Annotated in this window: 22 protein-coding genes; 13 read left to right on the top strand and 9 right to left on the bottom strand. The window is 58.3% G+C overall.

What is annotated here, in order from left to right; genetic code table 11:
* The first annotated feature begins 18 nt into the window (after positions 1–18).
* From ACHZCJ_RS11085 to ruvA, 5 genes are all read left to right on the top strand, one after another.
* Positions 19–339, top strand: coding sequence for a heavy metal-binding domain-containing protein (locus ACHZCJ_RS11085; RefSeq protein WP_159646759.1), 321 nt, complete (start codon positions 19–21; stop codon positions 337–339).
* Positions 340–361: 22 nt separating this feature from the next.
* Complete coding sequence (locus ACHZCJ_RS11090) at positions 362–1,111, top strand: YebC/PmpR family DNA-binding transcriptional regulator (RefSeq protein ID WP_159646761.1); 750 nt, start codon at positions 362–364, stop codon at positions 1,109–1,111.
* A complete protein-coding gene (locus ACHZCJ_RS11095; RefSeq protein WP_321326418.1) occupies positions 1,111–1,461 on the top strand; it encodes a DUF3147 family protein in 351 nt (116 codons plus the stop codon). The genes ACHZCJ_RS11090 and ACHZCJ_RS11095 overlap by 1 nt, the downstream gene beginning before the upstream one ends.
* Position 1,462: 1 nt before the next feature.
* Positions 1,463–1,933 carry a crossover junction endodeoxyribonuclease RuvC gene (gene ruvC / locus ACHZCJ_RS11100; RefSeq protein ID WP_100092996.1) on the top strand — a complete coding sequence of 157 codons (471 nt, stop codon included), beginning with the start codon at positions 1,463–1,465 and terminating at the stop codon, positions 1,931–1,933.
* A 204-nt stretch (positions 1,934–2,137) separates the two neighbouring features.
* Entirely contained in the window at positions 2,138–2,740 is a 603-nt protein-coding gene (ruvA, locus tag ACHZCJ_RS11105) for a Holliday junction branch migration protein RuvA (protein WP_321326421.1), read from the top strand.
* Positions 2,741–2,883: 143 nt separating this feature from the next.
* Here the strand turns inward: ruvA and ACHZCJ_RS11110 are convergent, their stop codons facing one another.
* A complete protein-coding gene (locus ACHZCJ_RS11110; RefSeq protein ID WP_321326424.1) occupies positions 2,884–3,198 on the bottom strand; it encodes a GIY-YIG nuclease family protein in 315 nt (104 codons plus the stop codon).
* A 61-nt stretch (positions 3,199–3,259) separates the two neighbouring features.
* Between ACHZCJ_RS11110 and ruvB the strand changes: the two genes are divergently transcribed.
* The gene (ruvB, locus tag ACHZCJ_RS11115; RefSeq protein ID WP_321326426.1) at positions 3,260–4,291 is read left to right on the top strand and encodes a Holliday junction branch migration DNA helicase RuvB; all 1,032 of its coding nucleotides are present in this window, start codon (positions 3,260–3,262) and stop codon (positions 4,289–4,291) included.
* 81 nt (positions 4,292–4,372) lie between these two features.
* Here ruvB and ACHZCJ_RS11120 read toward each other — a convergent pair whose 3' ends face one another.
* The 6 genes from ACHZCJ_RS11120 to ACHZCJ_RS11145 form a co-directional block, all read right to left on the bottom strand.
* Positions 4,373–5,833 carry a carotenoid oxygenase family protein gene (locus ACHZCJ_RS11120; protein ID WP_321326428.1) on the bottom strand — a complete coding sequence of 487 codons (1,461 nt, stop codon included), beginning with the start codon at positions 5,831–5,833 and terminating at the stop codon, positions 4,373–4,375.
* Positions 5,833–6,669: a 2,3,4,5-tetrahydropyridine-2,6-dicarboxylate N-succinyltransferase gene (gene dapD / locus ACHZCJ_RS11125; RefSeq protein ID WP_159646775.1), complete on the bottom strand. Its 837-nt coding sequence runs from the start codon at positions 6,667–6,669 to the stop codon at positions 5,833–5,835. The genes ACHZCJ_RS11120 and dapD overlap by 1 nt, the downstream gene beginning before the upstream one ends.
* Entirely contained in the window at positions 6,666–7,349 is a 684-nt protein-coding gene (locus ACHZCJ_RS11130) for a pyrimidine 5'-nucleotidase (RefSeq protein ID WP_159646777.1), read from the bottom strand. Before ACHZCJ_RS11130 ends, dapD begins: the two co-directional genes overlap by 4 nt.
* Before the next feature lie 49 nt (positions 7,350–7,398).
* Entirely contained in the window at positions 7,399–9,327 is a 1,929-nt protein-coding gene (dxs, locus tag ACHZCJ_RS11135; protein WP_159646779.1) for a 1-deoxy-D-xylulose-5-phosphate synthase, read from the bottom strand.
* A gap of 97 nt (positions 9,328–9,424) precedes the next feature.
* The gene (locus ACHZCJ_RS11140; protein ID WP_159646781.1) at positions 9,425–9,883 is read right to left on the bottom strand and encodes a Fur family transcriptional regulator; all 459 of its coding nucleotides are present in this window, start codon (positions 9,881–9,883) and stop codon (positions 9,425–9,427) included.
* A 46-nt stretch (positions 9,884–9,929) separates the two neighbouring features.
* Entirely contained in the window at positions 9,930–10,337 is a 408-nt protein-coding gene (locus ACHZCJ_RS11145) for a MerC domain-containing protein (RefSeq protein ID WP_394700102.1), read from the bottom strand.
* A 150-nt stretch (positions 10,338–10,487) separates the two neighbouring features.
* Here ACHZCJ_RS11145 and ACHZCJ_RS11150 point away from each other — a divergent pair, with 150 nt between their 5' ends.
* The 3 genes from ACHZCJ_RS11150 to rpsI all read left to right on the top strand — a co-directional run bounded on the left by ACHZCJ_RS11150 (position 10,488) and on the right by rpsI (position 12,715).
* Entirely contained in the window at positions 10,488–11,537 is a 1,050-nt protein-coding gene (locus tag ACHZCJ_RS11150; RefSeq protein ID WP_321326433.1) for a COX15/CtaA family protein, read from the top strand.
* 159 nt (positions 11,538–11,696) lie between these two features.
* Positions 11,697–12,176: a 50S ribosomal protein L13 gene (gene rplM / locus ACHZCJ_RS11155; RefSeq protein WP_321326435.1), complete on the top strand. Its 480-nt coding sequence runs from the start codon at positions 11,697–11,699 to the stop codon at positions 12,174–12,176.
* Complete coding sequence (rpsI, locus tag ACHZCJ_RS11160) at positions 12,176–12,715, top strand: 30S ribosomal protein S9 (RefSeq protein ID WP_100092983.1); 540 nt, start codon at positions 12,176–12,178, stop codon at positions 12,713–12,715. The genes rplM and rpsI overlap by 1 nt, the downstream gene beginning before the upstream one ends.
* Before the next feature lie 48 nt (positions 12,716–12,763).
* Here rpsI and ACHZCJ_RS11165 read toward each other — a convergent pair whose 3' ends face one another.
* Entirely contained in the window at positions 12,764–14,113 is a 1,350-nt protein-coding gene (locus tag ACHZCJ_RS11165; RefSeq protein ID WP_321326438.1) for a lipopolysaccharide biosynthesis protein, read from the bottom strand.
* Between the two features lie 129 nt (positions 14,114–14,242).
* Between ACHZCJ_RS11165 and ACHZCJ_RS11170 the strand changes: the two genes are divergently transcribed.
* A complete protein-coding gene (locus tag ACHZCJ_RS11170) occupies positions 14,243–15,046 on the top strand; it encodes an NTP transferase domain-containing protein (RefSeq protein WP_159646789.1) in 804 nt (267 codons plus the stop codon).
* 5 nt (positions 15,047–15,051) lie between these two features.
* Here ACHZCJ_RS11170 and ACHZCJ_RS11175 read toward each other — a convergent pair whose 3' ends face one another.
* Complete coding sequence (locus tag ACHZCJ_RS11175; RefSeq protein ID WP_394700103.1) at positions 15,052–16,482, bottom strand: hypothetical protein; 1,431 nt, start codon at positions 16,480–16,482, stop codon at positions 15,052–15,054.
* A 194-nt stretch (positions 16,483–16,676) separates the two neighbouring features.
* Here ACHZCJ_RS11175 and ACHZCJ_RS11180 point away from each other — a divergent pair, with 194 nt between their 5' ends.
* The 3 genes from ACHZCJ_RS11180 (at position 16,677) to ACHZCJ_RS11190 (ending at position 19,586) form a co-directional block, all read left to right on the top strand.
* Positions 16,677–17,684 (top strand): phosphoribosylglycinamide synthetase, encoded by a 1,008-nt coding sequence (locus tag ACHZCJ_RS11180; RefSeq protein ID WP_236554019.1) that lies wholly within the window; start codon positions 16,677–16,679, stop codon positions 17,682–17,684.
* A gap of 130 nt (positions 17,685–17,814) precedes the next feature.
* Positions 17,815–18,699 (top strand): alpha/beta hydrolase, encoded by an 885-nt coding sequence (locus ACHZCJ_RS11185; protein ID WP_321326445.1) that lies wholly within the window; start codon positions 17,815–17,817, stop codon positions 18,697–18,699.
* Positions 18,700–18,803: 104 nt separating this feature from the next.
* Positions 18,804–19,586 (top strand): succinate dehydrogenase iron-sulfur subunit, encoded by a 783-nt coding sequence (locus ACHZCJ_RS11190; protein ID WP_159646797.1) that lies wholly within the window; start codon positions 18,804–18,806, stop codon positions 19,584–19,586.
* The last annotated feature ends 14 nt before the right edge of the window (positions 19,587–19,600 follow it).

Consider the following 19,600-nt stretch of genomic DNA (forward strand, 5'->3'; position numbering starts at 1 on the left):
AGCGATGGAAGAGCAGCCATGATCGTAACTACGACACCCACTATCGAAGGCCGCGCGATCCGCGATTATCGCGGGATCGTCATTGGCGAGGTAATCGTCGGCGCGAACCTGTTTCGCGATCTGTTTGCCAGCATTACCGACATTGTTGGTGGCCGCTCGGGCAAATATGAAAATGTGCTGAAACGCGCGCGCGACGAAGCGCTGGCAGAGATGGAGGCCGAGGCGGCCAAGGCCGGCGGCAATGCCGTGGTCGGTGTCGATCTCGACTATGAGGTCGTTGGCGACAAGGGGTCCATGCTGATGGTGTCGGCATCGGGCACCGCGGTAATCGTGGAATAGAAAATCGGGAATTTGAGGTAAAATGGCAGGCCATAGTAAATTTAACAATATCAAGCATCGCAAGGGCGCTCAGGACAAGAAGCGTGCGGCGCAATTTTCGAAGCTGTCGCGCGAGATCACCGTGGCGGCCAAGTCGGGAATGCCGGACCCGGATTTCAATCCGCGCCTGCGCCTCGCGGTCAACAGCGCCAAGGCTGTGTCGATGCCGAAGGACAATATCCAGCGCGCAATCGAAAAAGCCTCTGCCAACGAAGGCGATGACTATAGCGAGATCCGCTATGAAGGTTTCGGCCCGGGTGGCGTGTCGCTGATCATCGAGACGCTGACCGACAATAATAACCGCACTTTTACCAATGTCCGTACCATCATGTCGCGAAATGGCGGCAATCTGGGTGAAAGCGGTTCGGTTTCGCACGGTTTTGACCGGGTTGGCTATATTCAATATCCGGTCAGCGCCGGTGACGAGGAAACCGTTCTCGAAGCGGCGATGGAAGCGGGCGCGGAAGATATTTCTTCCGATGAGGACGGCCATGAAATCTGGACCGCGATGGAAGACCTTCACGAGGTTTCCGGAGCGCTCGAAAAGGCGCTCGGCGAAGCAGCCAGCGTGAAACTGGCATGGCGTCCGACGGTTCAGGTCGAAGTCGACCAGGAGCAGGCGGAGACCTTGCTCAACCTGATCGATCTTCTGGAAGACGATGACGACGTCCAGACGGTCTGGGGCAATTATGACGTGTCCGACGAAATCATGGAAAAACTGAACGCCGGCTGATGGGGGAATTTGCCGCCAAGGCCGCACTCGCAGGAGTGATCGTGGCTCTGGTGGCAACCATCGCCCAGCGCCAGCCCAGTTTCGGGGCGCTCGTCGCCTCGCTGCCCCTGATCTCCATATTGGGCATGGTCTTCCTCTGGTATGCGCGGCCTGACGCGGAAAATATGGCGCTCCATGCCGAGGCGACCTTCTGGTATGTGCTTCCATCTCTTCCAATGTTCCTGCTGATTCCGGTGATGCTGCGCAATGGTATCGGCTTCTGGTTGTCGCTGGGGGCCGGATGCTTGCTGACGGTAAGCCTTTATATGATCATGGCTTTTGTCGGTCGCCGCATGGGTCTGCCGATTTAATATGATCATTCTCGGCCTCGATCCGGGTCTTGGCACCACCGGCTGGGGGGTGATTGTCGCGGACGGCAATCGCCTGTCCCATATCGCCAATGGCCAGATCAAGACCGACAGCAAAATGGCGATGGCCAGCCGTCTGCTCAAGCTCGATCTCGAGCTGACCGATCTGCTGCTGGAATACAAGCCGGATGCGGCAGCGGTCGAGGAAGTGTTCGTCAACAGCAATCCGCAGAGCACATTGAAGCTGGGGCAGGCGCGCGGCGTCGTACTGCTCGGCGCTTCGCGGACGGGAATCGAAGTCGGCGAATATTCGGCGAAGACGGTCAAGAAATCGGTGGTGGGGGTCGGCAAGGCGGACAAGGACCAGGTGCAGGCGATGATCAAGATCCTGCTGCCCGGCGTGAAGCTGGCCGGTGCCGATGCCGCCGATGCGCTGGCGGTGGCGATCACCCACGCGCATCACCGGAAGCGGTAGAGGGACCACGGCCCGTTCGTCCTGAGCCTGTCGAAGGACCGGATTAATTTTTCGCGCACGAAGACCCAAAGTCACGAAGACAAGTCCTTGGCACCAATCGCTTAGTGCCTTCGTGTCCTTGTGCGAGCTCCTATTTTGTAGCCCGCTTGCGCGGGGTAGAGAAAGAACACTGGATTGCGTGCCAAGTTAGTCTAAAACAACAATATGATCGCAAAACTGACCGGCACTATCGACGAAATCGGCACGGACAATATCGTGCTCGATGTGCAGGGTGTCGGCTATCTGGTTTTCTGTTCGTCGCGCACCATCGGCGCGATTGGCGGCAAGGGCGATGGCGCGACCATCTATACCGAGATGCAGGTCAGCGAGACCGACATGCGGCTGATGGGATTTGCCAGCGGCTCGGAGCGCGACTGGTTCCGCTTGCTGATCTCGGTACAGGGCGTCGGCGGCAAGGTGGCTCTGGCGATCCTGTCTGCACTGGAACCGGGAGAAATTTCGCGGGCCGTGGCGACCGGCGACAAGGCGATGGTTTCGCGGGCGAACGGGGTTGGTCCGAAACTGGCGCTGCGGATCGTCAATGAGCTGAAAGACAAGGTCGGCGGCATTGCGACCGATCCGGTCCTTGGCGGCGGAGCGGTCCATGCGCCCTCGAACAACAGCGCCGATGCGGTCAGTGCGCTGCAGAATCTGGGTTTCAAGCCCGCGGATGCGAGCGCGGCGGTGGCAGCGGCGGATGCTGAGGTTGGCGATGGCGCAACACTGGATGCGCTGGTCCGACTGGCGTTGAAGAAGGCGGTGCGCTGATGGACGGCTTGCACCGGCAAGCTCATGAGCATTCTTTCCGTCGCCCTGAACTCGTTTCAGGGCCCACTTCTCCGCGCTCGCAGGCTGTGATTGAGGCACGATGGATGCTGAATCGAGTTCAGCATGACGGTGATAGTGTGAAATCAGTCTCGTACCGGGGGCACGCCCAGATTGACCGCCAGATCAACCCATTGCGGGTTTTCCGACTCAATCAGATTGATCTTCCATGGACGATGCCAATTTTTCAGTTGTTTCTCTCGCGTGATCGCGCTGTTCATATCGTCGAACATCTCAAATCGGACAAGGTGATACACCGCATATTTAGAGGTATATCCGGGCGTCAGTTTGTCGCGATGCTGGCAAAGGCGCTGGATGAGGTTCGACGTTACGCCGATGTAAAGCGTGCCGTAAGGCTGGCTGGCGAGTATGTAGACGCAAGGTTGTTTCGTTTGTCGCACGTGAGGTATATGGGCGCACCATGGACCCTGAAACAAGTTCAGGGTGACGAGTTCAGGGGTATTGGCCGTTACTGATAATTCGCATCTTTCGCCGCAGCGGCAGCCGGAAGACATCGACGCCGCTTTGCGTCCGAAAACGCTCGACGAATTTATCGGGCAGGAAGCGGCGCGCGGCAATCTTCGGGTGTTTATCGAGGCGGCCAAGGGGCGTAGCGAGGCGCTGGATCATGTGTTGTTCTTTGGCCCTCCCGGATTGGGGAAGACCACGCTGGCGCAGATTATTGCACGGGAACTGGGCGTTGGCTTTCGCGCCACTTCCGGGCCCGTCATCGCCAAGTCCGGCGATCTTGCAGCGCTGCTGACCAATCTCGAAGAAGGCGATGTCCTGTTCATTGACGAAATCCACCGGCTCAATCCGGTGGTCGAGGAAGTGCTCTATCCGGCGATGGAAGATCGCGCGCTCGATCTGATCATCGGCGAAGGCCCCTCGGCGCGCTCGGTACGGATCGACCTGCCGCAATTCACCCTGATCGGCGCGACCACTCGCCAGGGCCTGCTGACCACGCCGCTGCGCGACCGATTCGGCATACCGGTACGGCTCAATTTCTATACCACCGAGGAACTGGAACAGGTCGTTCATCGCGCCGCGCGGCTTCTCGATCTCGATATTGCGCCCGATGGTGCCACCGAAGTGGCGCGCCGCGCACGGGGGACGCCGCGGATCGCCGGGCGCCTGCTCCGCCGGGTGCGGGATTTTGCCAATGTCGCGGGCACGAGACTGGTCGACCGGAAAATCGCTGATGAATCGCTCGTCCGGCTCGAAGTCGACAGCATCGGTCTCGACGCGATGGACCGGCGCTATCTCTACATGATTGCGGACGTCTACAAGGGCGGTCCGGTCGGTGTGGAGACGCTCGCTGCGGGCCTTTCGGAACCGCGGGACACGGTGGAGGAAGTGATCGAGCCCTATCTGATCCAGCTCGGCCTGATCGCCCGGACCGCGCGCGGCCGGACGCTGAATGATCGCGGTTGGAAACATCTCGGATTGACGCCGCCTGCCGGGAAGGAAGTGGACGGAGAGTTGTTTGATTGACGTGCTCCGCACTTGATGCGGAGCTCTGGATATTGAGAGCGCTACTAGCCGTCAGGGCTCCGCATCAAGTGCGGAGCACCGTTATCTCGCTATCTGCTCCGCCGACGCCCAGGTTGCATGGGTGCCGCTGCTAATCCGGTGCGGCAGGATGATCGTGCAGACCGGGCCTGCCGCAATATCCTGTGCGTCAATGATGATACATTCCGACCGGTTCTGCGCCATATCGGTGATGAAGCTGATCAGATAACCGTCATCCTCTGACTGCGGATTTGCGCGCGGGATGAAGGGGGCTTCGGAGCCAAAGCGTTGCTCGCCAAAGGAGATATGCTCTGCTTCGCCGGTCTCGAGGTCATGTTTCGTCAGGCCGTTGAACAGGAACCAGCCCGGCTCGCCGGTGACGCTATAGACATAGCGATAGGGTTTGCCGGCGATCTGCTGGTTGATCATCCCGAATTCGACCGGATAGTCGTCGAACAAGGTCTCTTCTTTGGTCTCGCCGGTTTTCATATTGAAGCGCCAGCGGTGCAATTCGGGTTTGAAACTGTGCAGGTCGATGCTCGCGCCCATGCTTTCATAGCCCTCCGGGAAATCGGTCAGGGGTGGCGGCACCGGCTCATTCTGGAAATAGCCGTCGAGAACCACTTCATCGCCCTCTTCATAGGCGTTGGTCCAGTGGAGGATGTAGGTTGGCTTTGCGTCGAACCATTTGATGTCCTCCGGCTGGCCCATGCGCGGGATGATCCCGAAGCGGGTGGGCTCGTCGGGATGATAAGCGGGAATAAAGAGATTCCGCTCGATCAATTCCGGCTTCCAGTAAAGTGGACAGTCGTTGAAAATGGCGAAATTCCCGGTGAACGCCATATCGTGCGGCAGGCGCGCGCCGGGCAGTTCGATGGGCACAAAATGCTTGAGCGCATTGTCTGACCCGACGACGCCATAATGGCAATAGGGCGCTTTGGTCGAATAGTTGAAGAACAGCAGTTCACCGGTGGCCTCGTCGACCTTCGGGTGAGCGGAAATGCCGTCCTCAGGAACCCAGTCCGCCGTGCCGAGGGTCTCCAGTGTCTCCGGATCGAGCCGATAGCCTTCGCCGCATTGATAGAAGGTCGAGAGGATCGCGCCGGCGTGAACCACGACATCGGTCGAGCTGCTGTCCTTGATGCTGCCATGCGCGCCCCACCCCTTGCGCTTGGAATCATCGGGCTTGCCCATGATGCCGACCCACAAGGGACCGCCTTCTTCCTGTTCGGCCTCGAAGCCCTTGGTGCGGACAAAGCGGTTGCGATAGTGCGCCTTGCCATTGCTAATGCGCAGCGCGTGGATCATCCCGTCACCGTCAAAGGGATGATAGCGGCCGATACTATCGTGCACCGGATTCTCGGTGTTGCGGACATAGAGTCCGTCGATATCGGCCGGAATCGTCCCGATTATCTCGAGTTCATCCGTGTCGACTTCCTCGAAAACCGGAGTCCAGGCACCGTTGCGATAGGGGTGGTCATTCGGTTCCAGCGTTACCTTCACCTGATCCACCCCGGTTGCCATCAGTCGCGCAGCAATTCGTTGATGCCGGTCTTGGACCGGGTCTGCGCGTCGACCGTCTTGACGATCACGGCACAATAGAGCGACGGCTGCGGAGCGCCGTCAACCTTGACCTTTGGCGGCAATGTACCCGGCACGACGACCGAATAAGGTGGAACTTCGCCCATCCAGATCTTGCCGGTGTCGCGGTCGACGATCTTGGTTGACGCGCCGAGATAGACGCCCATCGAAAGCACCGCACCCTCGCCGACGCGGACACCCTCGGCAACTTCCGCCCGGGCACCGATGAAGGCACCATCCTCGATGATCACCGGATCGGCCTGCAGCGGTTCCAGCACGCCGCCGATGCCGGCGCCGCCGGAAATATGGACATTCTTGCCGATCTGCGCGCAGCTGCCGACTGTCGCCCAGCCATCGACCATCGTGCCTTCATCGACAAAGGCACCGATGTTGACGAAGCTCGGCATCAGCACGACGCCGCGGCCGATATGTGCACCCTGGCGGACGACCGAACCGGGAACCGAGCGGAAGCCCGCCTCGCGGAACCGGTTTTCACCCCAGCCGGCAAATTTGCTCGGCACCTTGTCCCAGTGATTGGCGCCGCCAGGCCCTTCGATGACTTTATTGTCGTTCAGGCGGAAGGAGAGCAGCACCGCTTTTTTCAGCCACTGGTTAACCACCCACTGGCCGTCTTTCTTCTCGGCGACCCGGCCGCTGCCATTGTCGAGCATGGCCAGTGCGGAATCGACAGCATCGCGGATCTCGCCCTGAGTAGTCAGGCCAAGGGATTCCCGTTTGTCCCAGGCATTGTCGATAATGGTCTGCAAAGCTGCGGTCATGTCGGTGTTTCTTCCTTTTCTTGGTGGAGGCCGGTGACCCAGCTTTCCAGATCTGTGATTTCGTGGTCAATATAGGCGGGATCATGCTCGCGACCAGCCCATTCTGCGCCGGTATTGATCCACACAGTGGTCATGCCCAAATCTTTTGCCGGACGCAAATTGCGGGCCATATCCTCTACAAACAATGCGCGGGCCGGGTTGATGCCGGTGGCGGCAATCAGGCTCTCGTAAGCAGCTGTCTGAGGTTTTGGCACAAGACCGGTGTCCAGTATGTCGTGCATCTGGTTGAACAGGCCATCCAGTCCGCGTCTTTCCAGCACCTTGAGGGCGTAAGGCCGGTCAGCATTGGTGAAAACCAGCTTCTCGCCCGGCAGCGCGGCAATGGCATCGCGAACCAGCGGCGCCGGCGCCAGACGATCCATGTCAATATCGTGGACGAAATCCAGAAAGTCCGACGGATCGGTCCCGTGATGGTGCATCAGACCCGCCAGCGTGGTGCCGTGATCATGGAAAAAAGCCTTCTGGATTTTGCGCGCCTCCACGAGGTCGCATTCCAGAGTCCGGGCAATATATTCGCCCATCTTGATGTCGATCAGCGCGAACAGGTCGCACTCGACCGGATAGAGCACATTATCGAGATCGAAAATCCAGTGATCGATATGGGAGAGTTCGGGTGGCATGGCGAACCGCCTAAAGACCGTTTCCGGCAATCACAAGCAGCAATATAGGCTAGGCGCGCGCTCCAGCATCCTCGACACTGGTGCTGTTATGCCGGAGGGCCTTGAGCACGGTATCGACAATGCCATCGGCGTCGAGTCCGGCTTCGGCATATTGCAGGTCGGGTTTGTCCTGATCCTGGAATATATCCGGCAAACGCATGGTGCGGATTTTGAGACCCGCATCGGTCAGCCCGTTGTCGGACGCATAGGTCAGGACATGCGCGCCGAGACCCCCGACGGCGGCTTCCTCTATCGTAACCGCCACTTCATGGGTGGTCAGCAATTTGCGAATAAGTTCCTCGTCGAGTGGCTTGGCAAAGCGCAAATCAGCGACAGTGGTGCTGAGGCCGCGCGCTTCCAGCCTTTCTGCGGCCTTTCTGGCTTCTTCCAGTCGGGCGCCGAGCGACAGGATTGCCACCTTGGTGCCTTGCTTGACGATCCGGCCCTTGCCGATTTCCAGCCGTTCGAGCTTTTCCGGAATCGGAACGCCGGTGCCATTGCCGCGCGGATAGCGGAAGGCGATCGGGCCGCTGTCATGCAGGGCGGCGGTATAGGTCATATGCGCCAGTTCGGCTTCGTCTGCTGCCGCCATTACCACCATATTGGGCAGCGTCGCCAGATAGGTGATGTCGAAGCTGCCGGCGTGGGTGCTGCCGTCGGCCCCGACCAGACCGGCGCGGTCAATTGCAAAGCGAACCGGCAGATTCTGGATCGCCACATCATGCACGACCTGATCATAGGCGCGCTGCAGGAATGTGGAATAGATGGCGCAGAACGGTCGCATGCCCTGCGCTGCGAGGCCGGCCGCAAAGGTCACGCCATGCTGTTCGGCAATACCGACATCAAAGGCCTTGTCGGGATGCGCCTTGGCAAATTTGTCAACGCCGGTGCCCGACGGCATGGCAGCGGTAATCGCGCAAATCCGCGAATCGCTGTCGGCCAGCTTGGCAAGGGTTTCGCCAAAGACATTCTGATAGGCCGGGGGGCCACCGCCCGGCCCCTTGTTCTGCTTGCCGGACACCACATCAAACTGGGCGACGCCGTGATATTTGTCAGCGGCTTCCTCGGCGAATTTATAGCCTTTACCCTTTTCCGTGACCACATGCACCAGGCAGGGGCCCTCCGCCGCGTCGCGCACATTTTCCAGTACCGGAATCAGATGCTCCAGATTATGCCCGTCAATCGGACCGACATAATAGAAGCCCAGTTCCTCAAACAACGTACCGCCCATGGTCATGCCGCGGGCAAATTCGTCGGTCTTGCGGGCGGCGTCGTGCAGTGCTTTCGGCAGCTTGCGGGCGATGCGCCGGGCCAGCTGACGCACGCCGAGAAATTCGCGGGAGGACACGATCCGGGCGAGATAGGCTGACAGGCCGCCAACCGGCGGCGCGATCGACATATCATTGTCGTTGAGAATGACGACCAGCCGGTTGCCGGCGGCCTCGGCATTGTTCATCGCTTCATAGGCCATGCCGGCGCTCATGGCGCCGTCGCCGATCACGGCAATGCCGCGCCCCGGCGCGTCGTTGAGCTTGTTGGCAATGGCGAAGCCGAGCGCCGCGCTGATCGAGGTCGAGCTGTGCGCAGCGCCGAAAGGATCATATTCGCTTTCCGACCGCTTGGTAAAGCCGGAAAGACCCCCGCCTTGCCGCAGTGTCCGGATTCGATCGCGACGACCGGTGATAATCTTGTGTGGATAGCATTGGTGGCCGACATCCCAGATCAGCCGGTCTTCAGGCGTATTGAAGACATAATGGATGGCCGTGGTCAGTTCGACAACGCCGAGCCCGGCGCCGAGATGCCCGCCGGTGGTGGACACGGTGTCGATCACTTCGGTGCGCAGTTCGTCGGCAAACTGCCGGAGTTGCGTCGGCTTTAATTTGCGCAGATCGGCCGGCAAGGAGACATTATCCAGCAATGGTGTATTCGAAACTGGCATATTTACTCCCTGTGTGCTTCCAGTTCTAACGGCATTACGATGCTCTGTCGAACTTTCAGCAGACCGCTTGTGAACATTTGCTGAGAATGGAACCGGATCAACTGCATTTCTGGCAGATACCGCGCACTTCGATCACCGGCCGGATGGAGTTGAAGCCCTGGTTATTTGCTACTTTGCGCACTTGCTGCGACAGCGGGTCGTCATCAATATGGGTGGCCTCGCCGCAACTGTCGCAAACCAGAAAAATACAATCATGCTCGCAGCCGGGATGGCTGTTGGCGAGATAGGCATTGGCGCTTTCAATCCGCATCGCGAGATTATTCGCCACGAACAGATCCAATATCCGGTAGACGCTATTCGGTGCGACACGCTTCCCGCGCGCGGCGGAAACCAGTTCGGCAATGTCATAGGCCGATGCCGGGCGCGAGAAACCGGCCAGCGCGTCGAAAATGGCGGCTCTGGTCTCCGTCCATTTTTCCCCGGATTTCTCCAGATTGAGGCGCGCCGCGTCGGCTAAGGATTCGCCGTGATGCTCGTGATGATCATGTTTTCCCATCAGGGCAATTTAGGGATGTTTCACCGCAAGGGCAATGGGCAGAAACTTAATGGGTGGCGCGATAGTTCAGGTCATGGGCCAGTGCCAGAAAGCCGACACCCAGCATGGTATACAGGACTTCGAGGCTGTCATGGCCGTTTTCGTGACCAATCGTGATCGCGCCCATCATCATTCCCAGTCCCAGGCTACCGATCGCTACCGGCATGATATAGCCATGGTCCAGCACGCCGCGTCCCAGCGCAAAAAAACCGAGGGCAATAGCTATGCCAAGCCCGATTTCATGGATCAGCGGGTTGAGAAACATGCCGCCGGCCGACGACAGCAGCGCGACAAAGGCAATGGTCGCAACACAATGTGCGAGGCACAGGCCGGAGACGAGCACGGCGATCCGATCCCAAAGGCCGTCCCTGACCATGGCGCCGTTCTTGTCCCAGAATTTCGCTGTCGTAAACACGACTCACTGTCTCGCTTCATTGTTTGCGTGTGCAACATATAGAAAAGGACCTGTTAAGTTACAACATATCATTTCTCCTCCTTTCCAAATTTTGGCGCGCTTCCGCGATTCTGGTTGTCAGGCGGGCGATTTAATTCCAAATAGCCGCAGATGACCCAGCCGATTACCGCAGAGCAGCCAGACAGCATGGCCAGTTCCCGTCGCCCGATCGCGATCGCCAACTGGCTTTATTCCGTCGCCTTTCTGGTCTTCATCATGGTGGTGGTAGGCGGGATTACCCGGCTGACCGAATCGGGCCTGTCGATCACGGAATGGAAACCGGTGACCGGCGCGCTACCGCCGCTGAGCGAAGCGGACTGGTTGTCAGAATTTGAAAAATACAAGCAGATCCCCGAATATCTGGAAATTAACGGGCCGGCGGGCATGACGCTGGCGGACTTCAAGTTCATTTATTTCTGGGAATGGGTGCACCGCCTGCTCGGGCGTTTGATCGGAGTGGCCTTTGCACTGCCGCTGCTGTGGTTTGCGGTGAAGCGGGCAATTCCGTCCGGCTATGGCTGGCGTCTGGTGGCCTTGCTGGCGCTCGGCGGTCTGCAAGGAGCGATTGGCTGGTGGATGGTCAGTTCCGGCCTGAGCGAACGGACCGATGTCAGTCATTTCCGGCTGGCTGTCCATTTGCTGACGGCGCTTTTCATATTGGGCGGGCTTGTCTGGACGGCACTCGACTTGCGCCAGTGGGCGGCGGGTGACAGAAAGCCGGCACGGCTGACGGGCTTTGGTCTGATGACGATTGTTGTACTGTTCGTACAGCTGCTGTTCGGCGCCTATACCGCCGGTCTGAACGCCGGTTATGTGTCGAGCAGCTGGCCGCTGATGAATGACTATTTCATTCCCGGCGGGATCGACTGGGCTTCGGGTATCTGGAATGCGCTTAATAATGACCCCTATCTGATCCACTTCATCCACCGCTGGTGGGCCTGGGTTGCGGTCGGTTTTCTGGTGGTTCTCGCCCGGAAGGTCCGGAAAATGGACCGCCGCGCTTCGGTTGCTATCCATATAGCCTTTGGCAGCCAGATCTTGCTGGGCATCGCCACGGTGATGACCGGGATCGATATCCATCTGGCGGTGCTGCACCAGGCGGTTGGGGCGCTGGTTGTCGCGTCGACTGTCTGGGGCGTCCATTTAATCGGCCGTCCGTAAGCGGAAAACGGCCCTCGGTAATATTATACCCGCCAGCAAAGCCCCGCTTTCGCTTGACTTGCGGAAAAAACAGGGCCAATAGCGCCGCAGCCGGCCGGAACTTCGTGTCCGGCTTTTATCATTTTTAAATCTATCCATTCTCCAAGAAGGAGTCACCCCATGAAGGGTATCACGAAACAGACACAGTCGGCCAAGCCAGCTAATGTCGAAAAGAAATGGCATATCATTGATGCCGAAGATCTGGTCGTTGGCCGGGTTGCATCGATTATCGCCAATATCCTGCGCGGCAAGCACAAGCCAAGCTACACCCCTCATGTGGATTGCGGCGACCATGTCATCGTGATCAACGCCGAGAAGGTGAAGTTCACCGGCAACAAGACCAAGCAGAAAACCTATTACAAGCACTCCGGCCATCCCGGCGGCATCAGCGGCACGACCGCGGAAAAGGTCCTCGAAGGCCGTTTCCCCGAGCGCGTCATGGAAAAAGCTGTCGAGCGGATGATCCCCAAGGGACCACTTGGCTTCGCCCAGATGCGTGCCTTGCACGTTTTTGCCGGCACCGAGCATCCTTATGCTGGCCAGAACCCGGTGGCGCTCGACGTCGCTTCGATGAACCGTAAGAACAAGGTGGGCGCATAATGTCTGACGTAAAAACCGATCTCGCTGATCTTAAAGATATCGCTGGCCCGGCTGTGGTCGATGCACCGGCTGCTGCTGAAGCGGACGCCGAAACCGTAGCCGCTGAGCCTCCCGTCTCCACCATGCCTTTGCGCGAGCAGGAGCTGGACAAATATGGCCGTGCCTATGCAACCGGTCGCCGTAAAGACGCGGTTGCCCGTGTTTGGCTGAAGCCCGGCAAAGGCAAGATCACGATCAACGGTCGTGACCAGGAAACTTATTTCGCTCGCCCGACCCTGCGTCTGGTGCTCAACCAGGTTTTCGCCATCACCGAGCGCGAAGGTCAATATGACGTGGACGTTACGGTTAAAGGCGGCGGTCTTTCCGGACAGGCCGGCGCGGTCAAGCACGGCATTTCGCAAGCCCTGACCAAATATGAACCGGCTTTGCGGTCGGCAGTGAAAGCCGAAGGCTTTCTTACCCGTGACAGCCGGAAGGTTGAACGTAAGAAATACGGTAAGGCAAAAGCGCGCAAGAGCTTCCAGTTCTCCAAGCGTTAAGCGAAACCACATCGAATTGCGAAAAAGGCGGCCTGCGGGTCGCCTTTTTTATGGTTTGCGAAGTTTCGGAACGGGTCGCCGGGGTTTGCCGATCACGGCCCTGCTCGAGACCAGCAGCATGACGCTCGTCACCATCGCCGAGATCAGCATGGCCCAGGCCACACCAATCGTGCCCGAGGCGGGTAATGCAAAGGCCATCAACAGTCCCAGCGTGAGCAAACCGACCAGTCGGACCAGCAGCGCATTTCTGGTACGGCCCGCAGCCTGAAGCAGGGGTTCGAGGCCCAATCCGGCCAGGCTGATGATGGTTGCGGCGCCCAGCAGCAGCAATAGCGGGAAGGCGGCGAGATATTCGGGTCCGGAAATCAGGTTGATGATATGCTTGCCGAACAGCAGCAGGCCGAGGAAAAGGACGCCGCCGCTCAGCGCCGAAACCCGAAGGGATCGCCAGAACAGGGCTCTGGATTTGCGCGACTGTCCGGTCGCGAACAGGCGGGACAATTCTGCAAAAAGCGGGCGGGCAAACACTTCCGCGAGCCGGTTGAGGCTGTTGGCAAGCTGGTCGGCCAGACGGAACAGGCCTGCGGCAGCCGGGCCAACAAAAAAGCCGACAATGACGACCACCAGCCGTTCGCGGATCACGCTGATCAGATAGGCGAGATTGGTGAACAGCAGAAATGCTGCGAACTCCTTTCGGTCCGGCGCCGGGGCCGCTTGTGTGATCGCGCTTTGCGGTAGAGGGGCTTGTTCCTGCCGCCGCCAGACCATCAGCCACATCACCACGAAACTGACAAATTCGGAAAGCCCCCAGACGATCAGAAAGCCGGTCATCGACGGCCGGGTCAAGAACAGGGCCAAAGCTCCGACGAAGCGCACGATCGGAATGATGGCATCGCCGAAGGCATTGCCGCCGAAGCGGTCCTGCGCCCGCAATATGCCGGTGGGGGTCGACCGGACCGACAGGAAAACAATCACGCCATAACCCAGTATCGCCTGTTCGACCGTGCCGCTCCAGCCAAATTGGGTCGCGCCATGAGGCAGCATCAGCCACAAGGCCGCGCAGGCAACCAGCCCGCCGATCAGTTCGATCGAAAAGCTTCGGGCCGACAGTTTCCGGAACGCCGCATGCTGTCCGGCGATCAGATAGGGGACGCCAAATTGCACCACGGTCTGCCAGGTCTGCAGTTTCAGGATTGCTGACAGAACCTGGATGGCGCCGACGATGACCATGAATTCACCAAAGCCGGCGACCCCCAAGCTGCGGGTCAAGATCGCGAGATAGAAGATGCTCAGGACCGCACCGATACCCTTGGCGGAGAAGAGCCAGCTGCTGTTGCGGAATACGCGAACCAGCGAATCTTCGCTGCTGAACCATCTGGAGAGTCTATTTTGCGACACAGATCTCGACTTTTCCTACTCATCATCAGACGGTTGATCGATCTCTTTATCGCAAAATTCTGCTATTTCCATCATTGTCTTATCAATCCGGCTCTTGAATAAATCCAGCGCCCGCGCCACAGGGACCATATGGATACCAGATTTGATGTAATATTGCTGGCTGCCCAGCGCACGGGTGTGATCAATCCCTTGGCGGAGGCGCATGGCGTCAGCCACAAATGCCTGATCCCCATCGCCGGCGAGCAACTGATTGCCCGGACATTGGAGTCGGTCACCAGCCATCCCGGTTGCCGGTCCGTCCATATATTGATCGAACCCGATGGCGAGGCTGCAGTCCGCCCGGTGGCCGCAAAATTTGCGCGTGACGATCTTCCCATCCATTTCATCGCATCGGATAGCAATATTGCCGAAAGCGTCCTGCTGGGCTGTGCCAATGGAACACCACCTTTCATCATCACCACCGCAGATAATGTTCTGATCAAGCACGACAGTATCGACAGGGCTGTCAAAGCACTCGAAGAGGGAGCGGATGCCGTCGCCGGACTGGCCAACAAGGACGATATCACCGCGATCCATCCCAAGGCGCAGGGCGGGTTCTACGACTTCCGGGACAATGGCTATGCCAATTGCAATCTCTACGGAATCGCCAATAATGATGCGCTGAAAGCTGCCGATATTTTCCGCGAAGGCGGGCAGTTCATGAAAAACCCCAAGCGTCTGGTTAACGCTTTCGGCCTGTTTAACATATTGCTCATGCGGTTCAAGCTGGTTACCATTGATGGCGCTTTCAGACGCATGTCCAAGCGCTTCGGCATCACCATCCGACGGGTGCCGCTGAGCGACGGCACTCAGGCTATCGATGTCGACAATGAGCGGACGTACAAGATTGTCGAAGCCATACTGGAAGATCGGGTGGCCGGCCTGAAATTATAGCCAAATCAGCTGTCTGCAGCGATGAGGGCGGTATCACGCGCTTCCTGATAGGCGCCGGCAATTGTCGCCATGTCTTTGCGCAGTTTCGCGGCAAGTCCTGCGTCATCAAGCGCGGCCAGATTGATCATTTGCGGCATCGACAGGCCGAGCCGCAAGGTCCCGCCAAACCGTCCATTACCCCATTTCACACATCGGACGGGCTGGCCCAGCCGAATATCCCTCGCTACCATCGCCTTGTGGATCCGCGTGGCATCATCGAAATCCAGGCTGGTGCCGTCGCTGATATTGATGGTTACCAAAGTCCGCATTTCGAGCGGATGCAACCGGGCTTCCTCTTTTTCGCCCGGTGGGTAACTGTGGACCTTTTCCGCGCCAATCTGTCCGCACAGCCATTGCGTCGCTTCACGGAACTGGTCGGTGATCCGGCGGATTTCCGCAGTCGGAAGTGCCTGGAAGCGCTCCAGTTCAAACAGTGAAGCCTCGAGTCGCAACAACAGTCCCGGATTGCTGTCCGCACGCAGTCTTTCCTGTCCGGGCCAGGCCCGGGGGAATTCGGCGCGGCGGAATATATTGCAAAGTCCGGCGGGTATCGGACCACAGCTGTGCAGCATGTCTTCGCGCATCAGGGCAAAGCCGCTGAATGGTGGACCGCCCATGAACTTCGAGCCGGTCAGAAATACCATGATGTCGCGCTGCAGATAATCGGCGATCGCGGCCGAGGTGATCCGCGCCTGACAGGCGTCGACAACGAAGGCGATATCCGAACCATATTTGTCACGCAATGCGTCAATCTCAGCCAGATGTGGCAGGATCAATCCGGTCTTGGATCCATGCACGATATGGACCAGTGGTCTTTCCGACCGTTCGAGCGCCGCCCGGATGGCCGGTTCGATCTGGCCGGTAATTTCGATGCTGTTATAGGCCACCCCGGCTTCATCGCGAACCGGAAATTCCTGAAGCGATGTATCGCCCAGTCCGTCGACCGGCATGCCCGGAACCGTTTCTATCGACAATGCGGTTTCACCGCTGAAATAGTGGCCATGTGCGCTATGGATGCAGCCGCTGCCAACTTCGTCCGAACCAAGCAGAATATTGTGCACCGGGCGCTTGTGATCACCTTTCACGGAGAGCAGTGCAATATATTCCAGATCGGTGCCTGAAGGGGCGAATGCGACCTGCACTGTTTGCGGAAGATCATAAGCGGTCCGGATCGTGTGCCGCAAGTGTTCCAGGCGCTCTTGATAGAATTCGGGGTCGGATATCCGCTGGCCATGTTTCGCCAGCACCGACTGGACATGCGCAAATGCCGCTTTGCTTATATCATTGGCCGTTGAACTGGCATAGGCAATGATATCTCGGGGCCAGGGGCTGCTATGATAACGGTTCAGTCCCGTCGCGGGGTCCATGGTGATGCGGGCATCGCCGCCGCTGCTCATGGCCTGAGCCGTCTCGGATTGAAATAAACTCAACTAATTTGCTCGGTCCGTTGCTACAAACCGCATCCATAGAACGATAAGGCAAAAAGGGAAATTGCTTATTCGCAAAAATGTCCTATGTACGCAGCGATTTTTCCAGTTTCCGTAATTTGACACAGGCATATTTCAGTCCTGTGAAGCTGAGGCCTAATCTAGTGACCGCAATTGCTGATCCATTGACAATATCCGATCGTGCCAAGGAAGAGGTTCGTCTTCTTTTCATGGCCAAACATGCTCTGGGCGATGGCAGCCTGCACAAGGAAGACGGCAATCATGCCATCTACCATCATGAGGTTCGCAGCATCCTGGAGTCGCTCGGTCTGAACCTGACGCTTTCCAACACATATGAAATCTTGTTTGGCCAGCCGGAGGCGGATTTCGTTTTCCCCCTGCTCAATCGCGGCGGCTTCCTGAACAGCGAAATGCTGATTCCCCTGCTTTGCGAACGCCTGTCGATTCCCTATCTGGGAGCGACACCGATCCTGCGCGGCCTTGCCGACGACAAGCATCTCGCCAAGCTTTCGGCCCGCGAGCGCGGATTACCCACCGCGCCCTGGACTATCTATCGCTGCGGTGCACCGGTCGAGGAAAAAGACTGTCCGGTGGCCGAAAGAATGGTGGTCAAGCCCAATGCCAGTTCGGCAAGCTGGGGTATTCACGACGCCTCCGACTGGGTCGGTGTGCGGCAGGCTGTGGCCGAGATTCACGAAGAAGGGCATGATGCCATTGTCGAGCCGTTTCTGGAAGGAAGCGACGTCGAAGTGCCGGTGGTCACAATCAACGGCGAACCGCAAATCATGCCGATGATGCTGTTCGAGCAGGCCGATCCCAGCCACTTGCGGACCTATTGGGAAAAGCGCGACCTGGTTGAACGCGGTCATAAATATCAGCTGGTCGATTTTGACCATCCGGAAATGTGCCCGCAGATCGCCGAACTGACGCGCCGGGTCATGACCGATTACCGGCCTTTCGATTATGGCCGGTTTGAATTCCGGGTGAATATGGATACCGGTAATGTCCAGTTTCTCGAGCTCAATCTCAACTGCAACCTGTGGTCGGAAAAGGTGTTCGGCCGGTCTGCGCAGCGGGCGGGTTGGACACAGGCGCAATTGATCGAGACAATATTGGCCGAAGGCTACCGGCGTCACGGCCTGATGGAATAGAACAGCAGAGCTTGCGTCCGGCATAGTCTGTTCCGGAAGCAGCCGAATCTGGCGATATATCGTCAAATCTGCTCGCGGTTCGCAATGCAGCCCCATTGCTACTGTATCAGGCTCTGGTTAGAGGATTGGCATGAAATGGTTGCTGATCATTGGTCTGCTGGTTCTTGTGCTGGTCGGTGCTGGCTGGTGGTTCTTTTCGCAGCCGGGACCCAAACAGCTGAACATGGCGAACAACGCGTTCCCGGGCGACGGCGATGCAAGATTGTTGTTGCCGGACCAGAAATTCGATGACCAGCACGGACTGGCGTTCGATATATGGGCGCCCACCAACATCTCGGCCGAACCGCTACCGGTGATTGTCTTCATTTATGGTGGCGGCTGGCGGGATGGTGCCAAGGAACATTATGCGTTTGCCGGCCGGGCGCTGGCCAATCGAGGCTATATGGTGGTTCTGCCCGACTATCGGCTTTTCCCCGACACCCGCTTTCCCGGTTTTCTCGAAGACAGCGCCAAGGCGCTGGCCTGGGTGCACGATAATATCGGGACATTTGGGGGTGATCCGGAGCGGATCTTCCTGTCGGGTCAGTCCGCCGGAGCCTATAATGTGATGATGCTGGCGCTCGACCGGCAATGGCTGGGACGGGAAGGCAAGTCGCCAGACCTGATTCAGGGCGTTGCCGCGTTGGCTGGTCCCTATGATTTCTATCCGTTTGATTCGGAAACCACGAGGCAGAGTTTCGGCGACTATCCGGCGCCGGCAATGACCCAGCCGGTCAATTTCGTCCGGCCCGACGCCCCGCCATTGTGGCTCTCCAGCGGCAGCAACGACACCCAGGTTAGGCCCCGGAACAGCAGGATTTTGCGCGACAGGATGCTCGATGCCGGCGGGGACGCGGAATATGTCGAATATCCCGGTATCGACCATCTCGAGATCATGATGGCGTTGGCCAAGCCCTTTCGTCACAAGGCTCCGGTGCTCGACGACATGGTTGCTTTTTTTGACCGCCACCGGTGATTGCAGGAATTGGAAGCCCCCTAGTCTTTTTTGCAGTGCAAAACTGTTGAGATAGCTGCACTTCTTGGTTATGCCGATCCGCAGAACAAGGGAATCCGACAGACATGGCTACTTTCACGCTCCCCAAGAATAGCAAGATCCGCAAGACGGGCGAATTGCATCAGGCGCTGACCAACGGGAAGAAGCGACCGTTCAAAGTATATCGCTATGATCCCGACAAGGGCGAGAACCCGCGCTACGACACGTTCGAAATCGACACCGATGACTGCGGGCCGATGGTGCTCGATGCGCTGATCAAGATGAAGTCGGAACAGGATGCCACGCTGACCTTCCGCCGGTCCTGCCGCGAAGGAATCTGCGGTTCCTGCGCGATGAACATCAACGGCAAAAACGGTCTGGCCTGTACCACCGCGATAGAGGATTGCGGCAACAAGGTGACCATTACTCCGCTGCCGCATATGGAAGTTATCAAGGATCTGGTGCCTGATTTTACCCATTTCTACGCCCAATATGCCTCGATTCAGCCCTGGCTGAAAACGGTTACGCCGACGCCTTCGGGCAAGGAGCGGCTGCAATCGCCGGAAGACCGTAACAAGCTGGACGGGCTGTACGAATGTATCCTCTGTGCGTGCTGCCAGACCAGCTGTCCCAGCTACTGGTGGAACAGCGACAAATTCCTTGGCCCCGCTATCCTGCTGCAGGCCTATCGCTGGCTCGCCGACAGCCGCGATGAAATGACCGGTGAACGGCTCGATGAACTGGAAGATCCGTTCCGGCTCTATCGCTGCCACACGATCATGAATTGTGCCAATGCCTGTCCCAAGGGTCTGTCGCCGGCCAAGGCGATTGCCGAAATCAAGAAGATGACCGCCTCGCGCGAAGTCTGATTCGAAAGCCGGCG

The sequence above is a fragment of the uncultured Parasphingorhabdus sp. genome, assembly GCF_963677535.2.
Classification (GTDB): Bacteria; Pseudomonadota; Alphaproteobacteria; order Sphingomonadales; family Sphingomonadaceae; genus Parasphingorhabdus.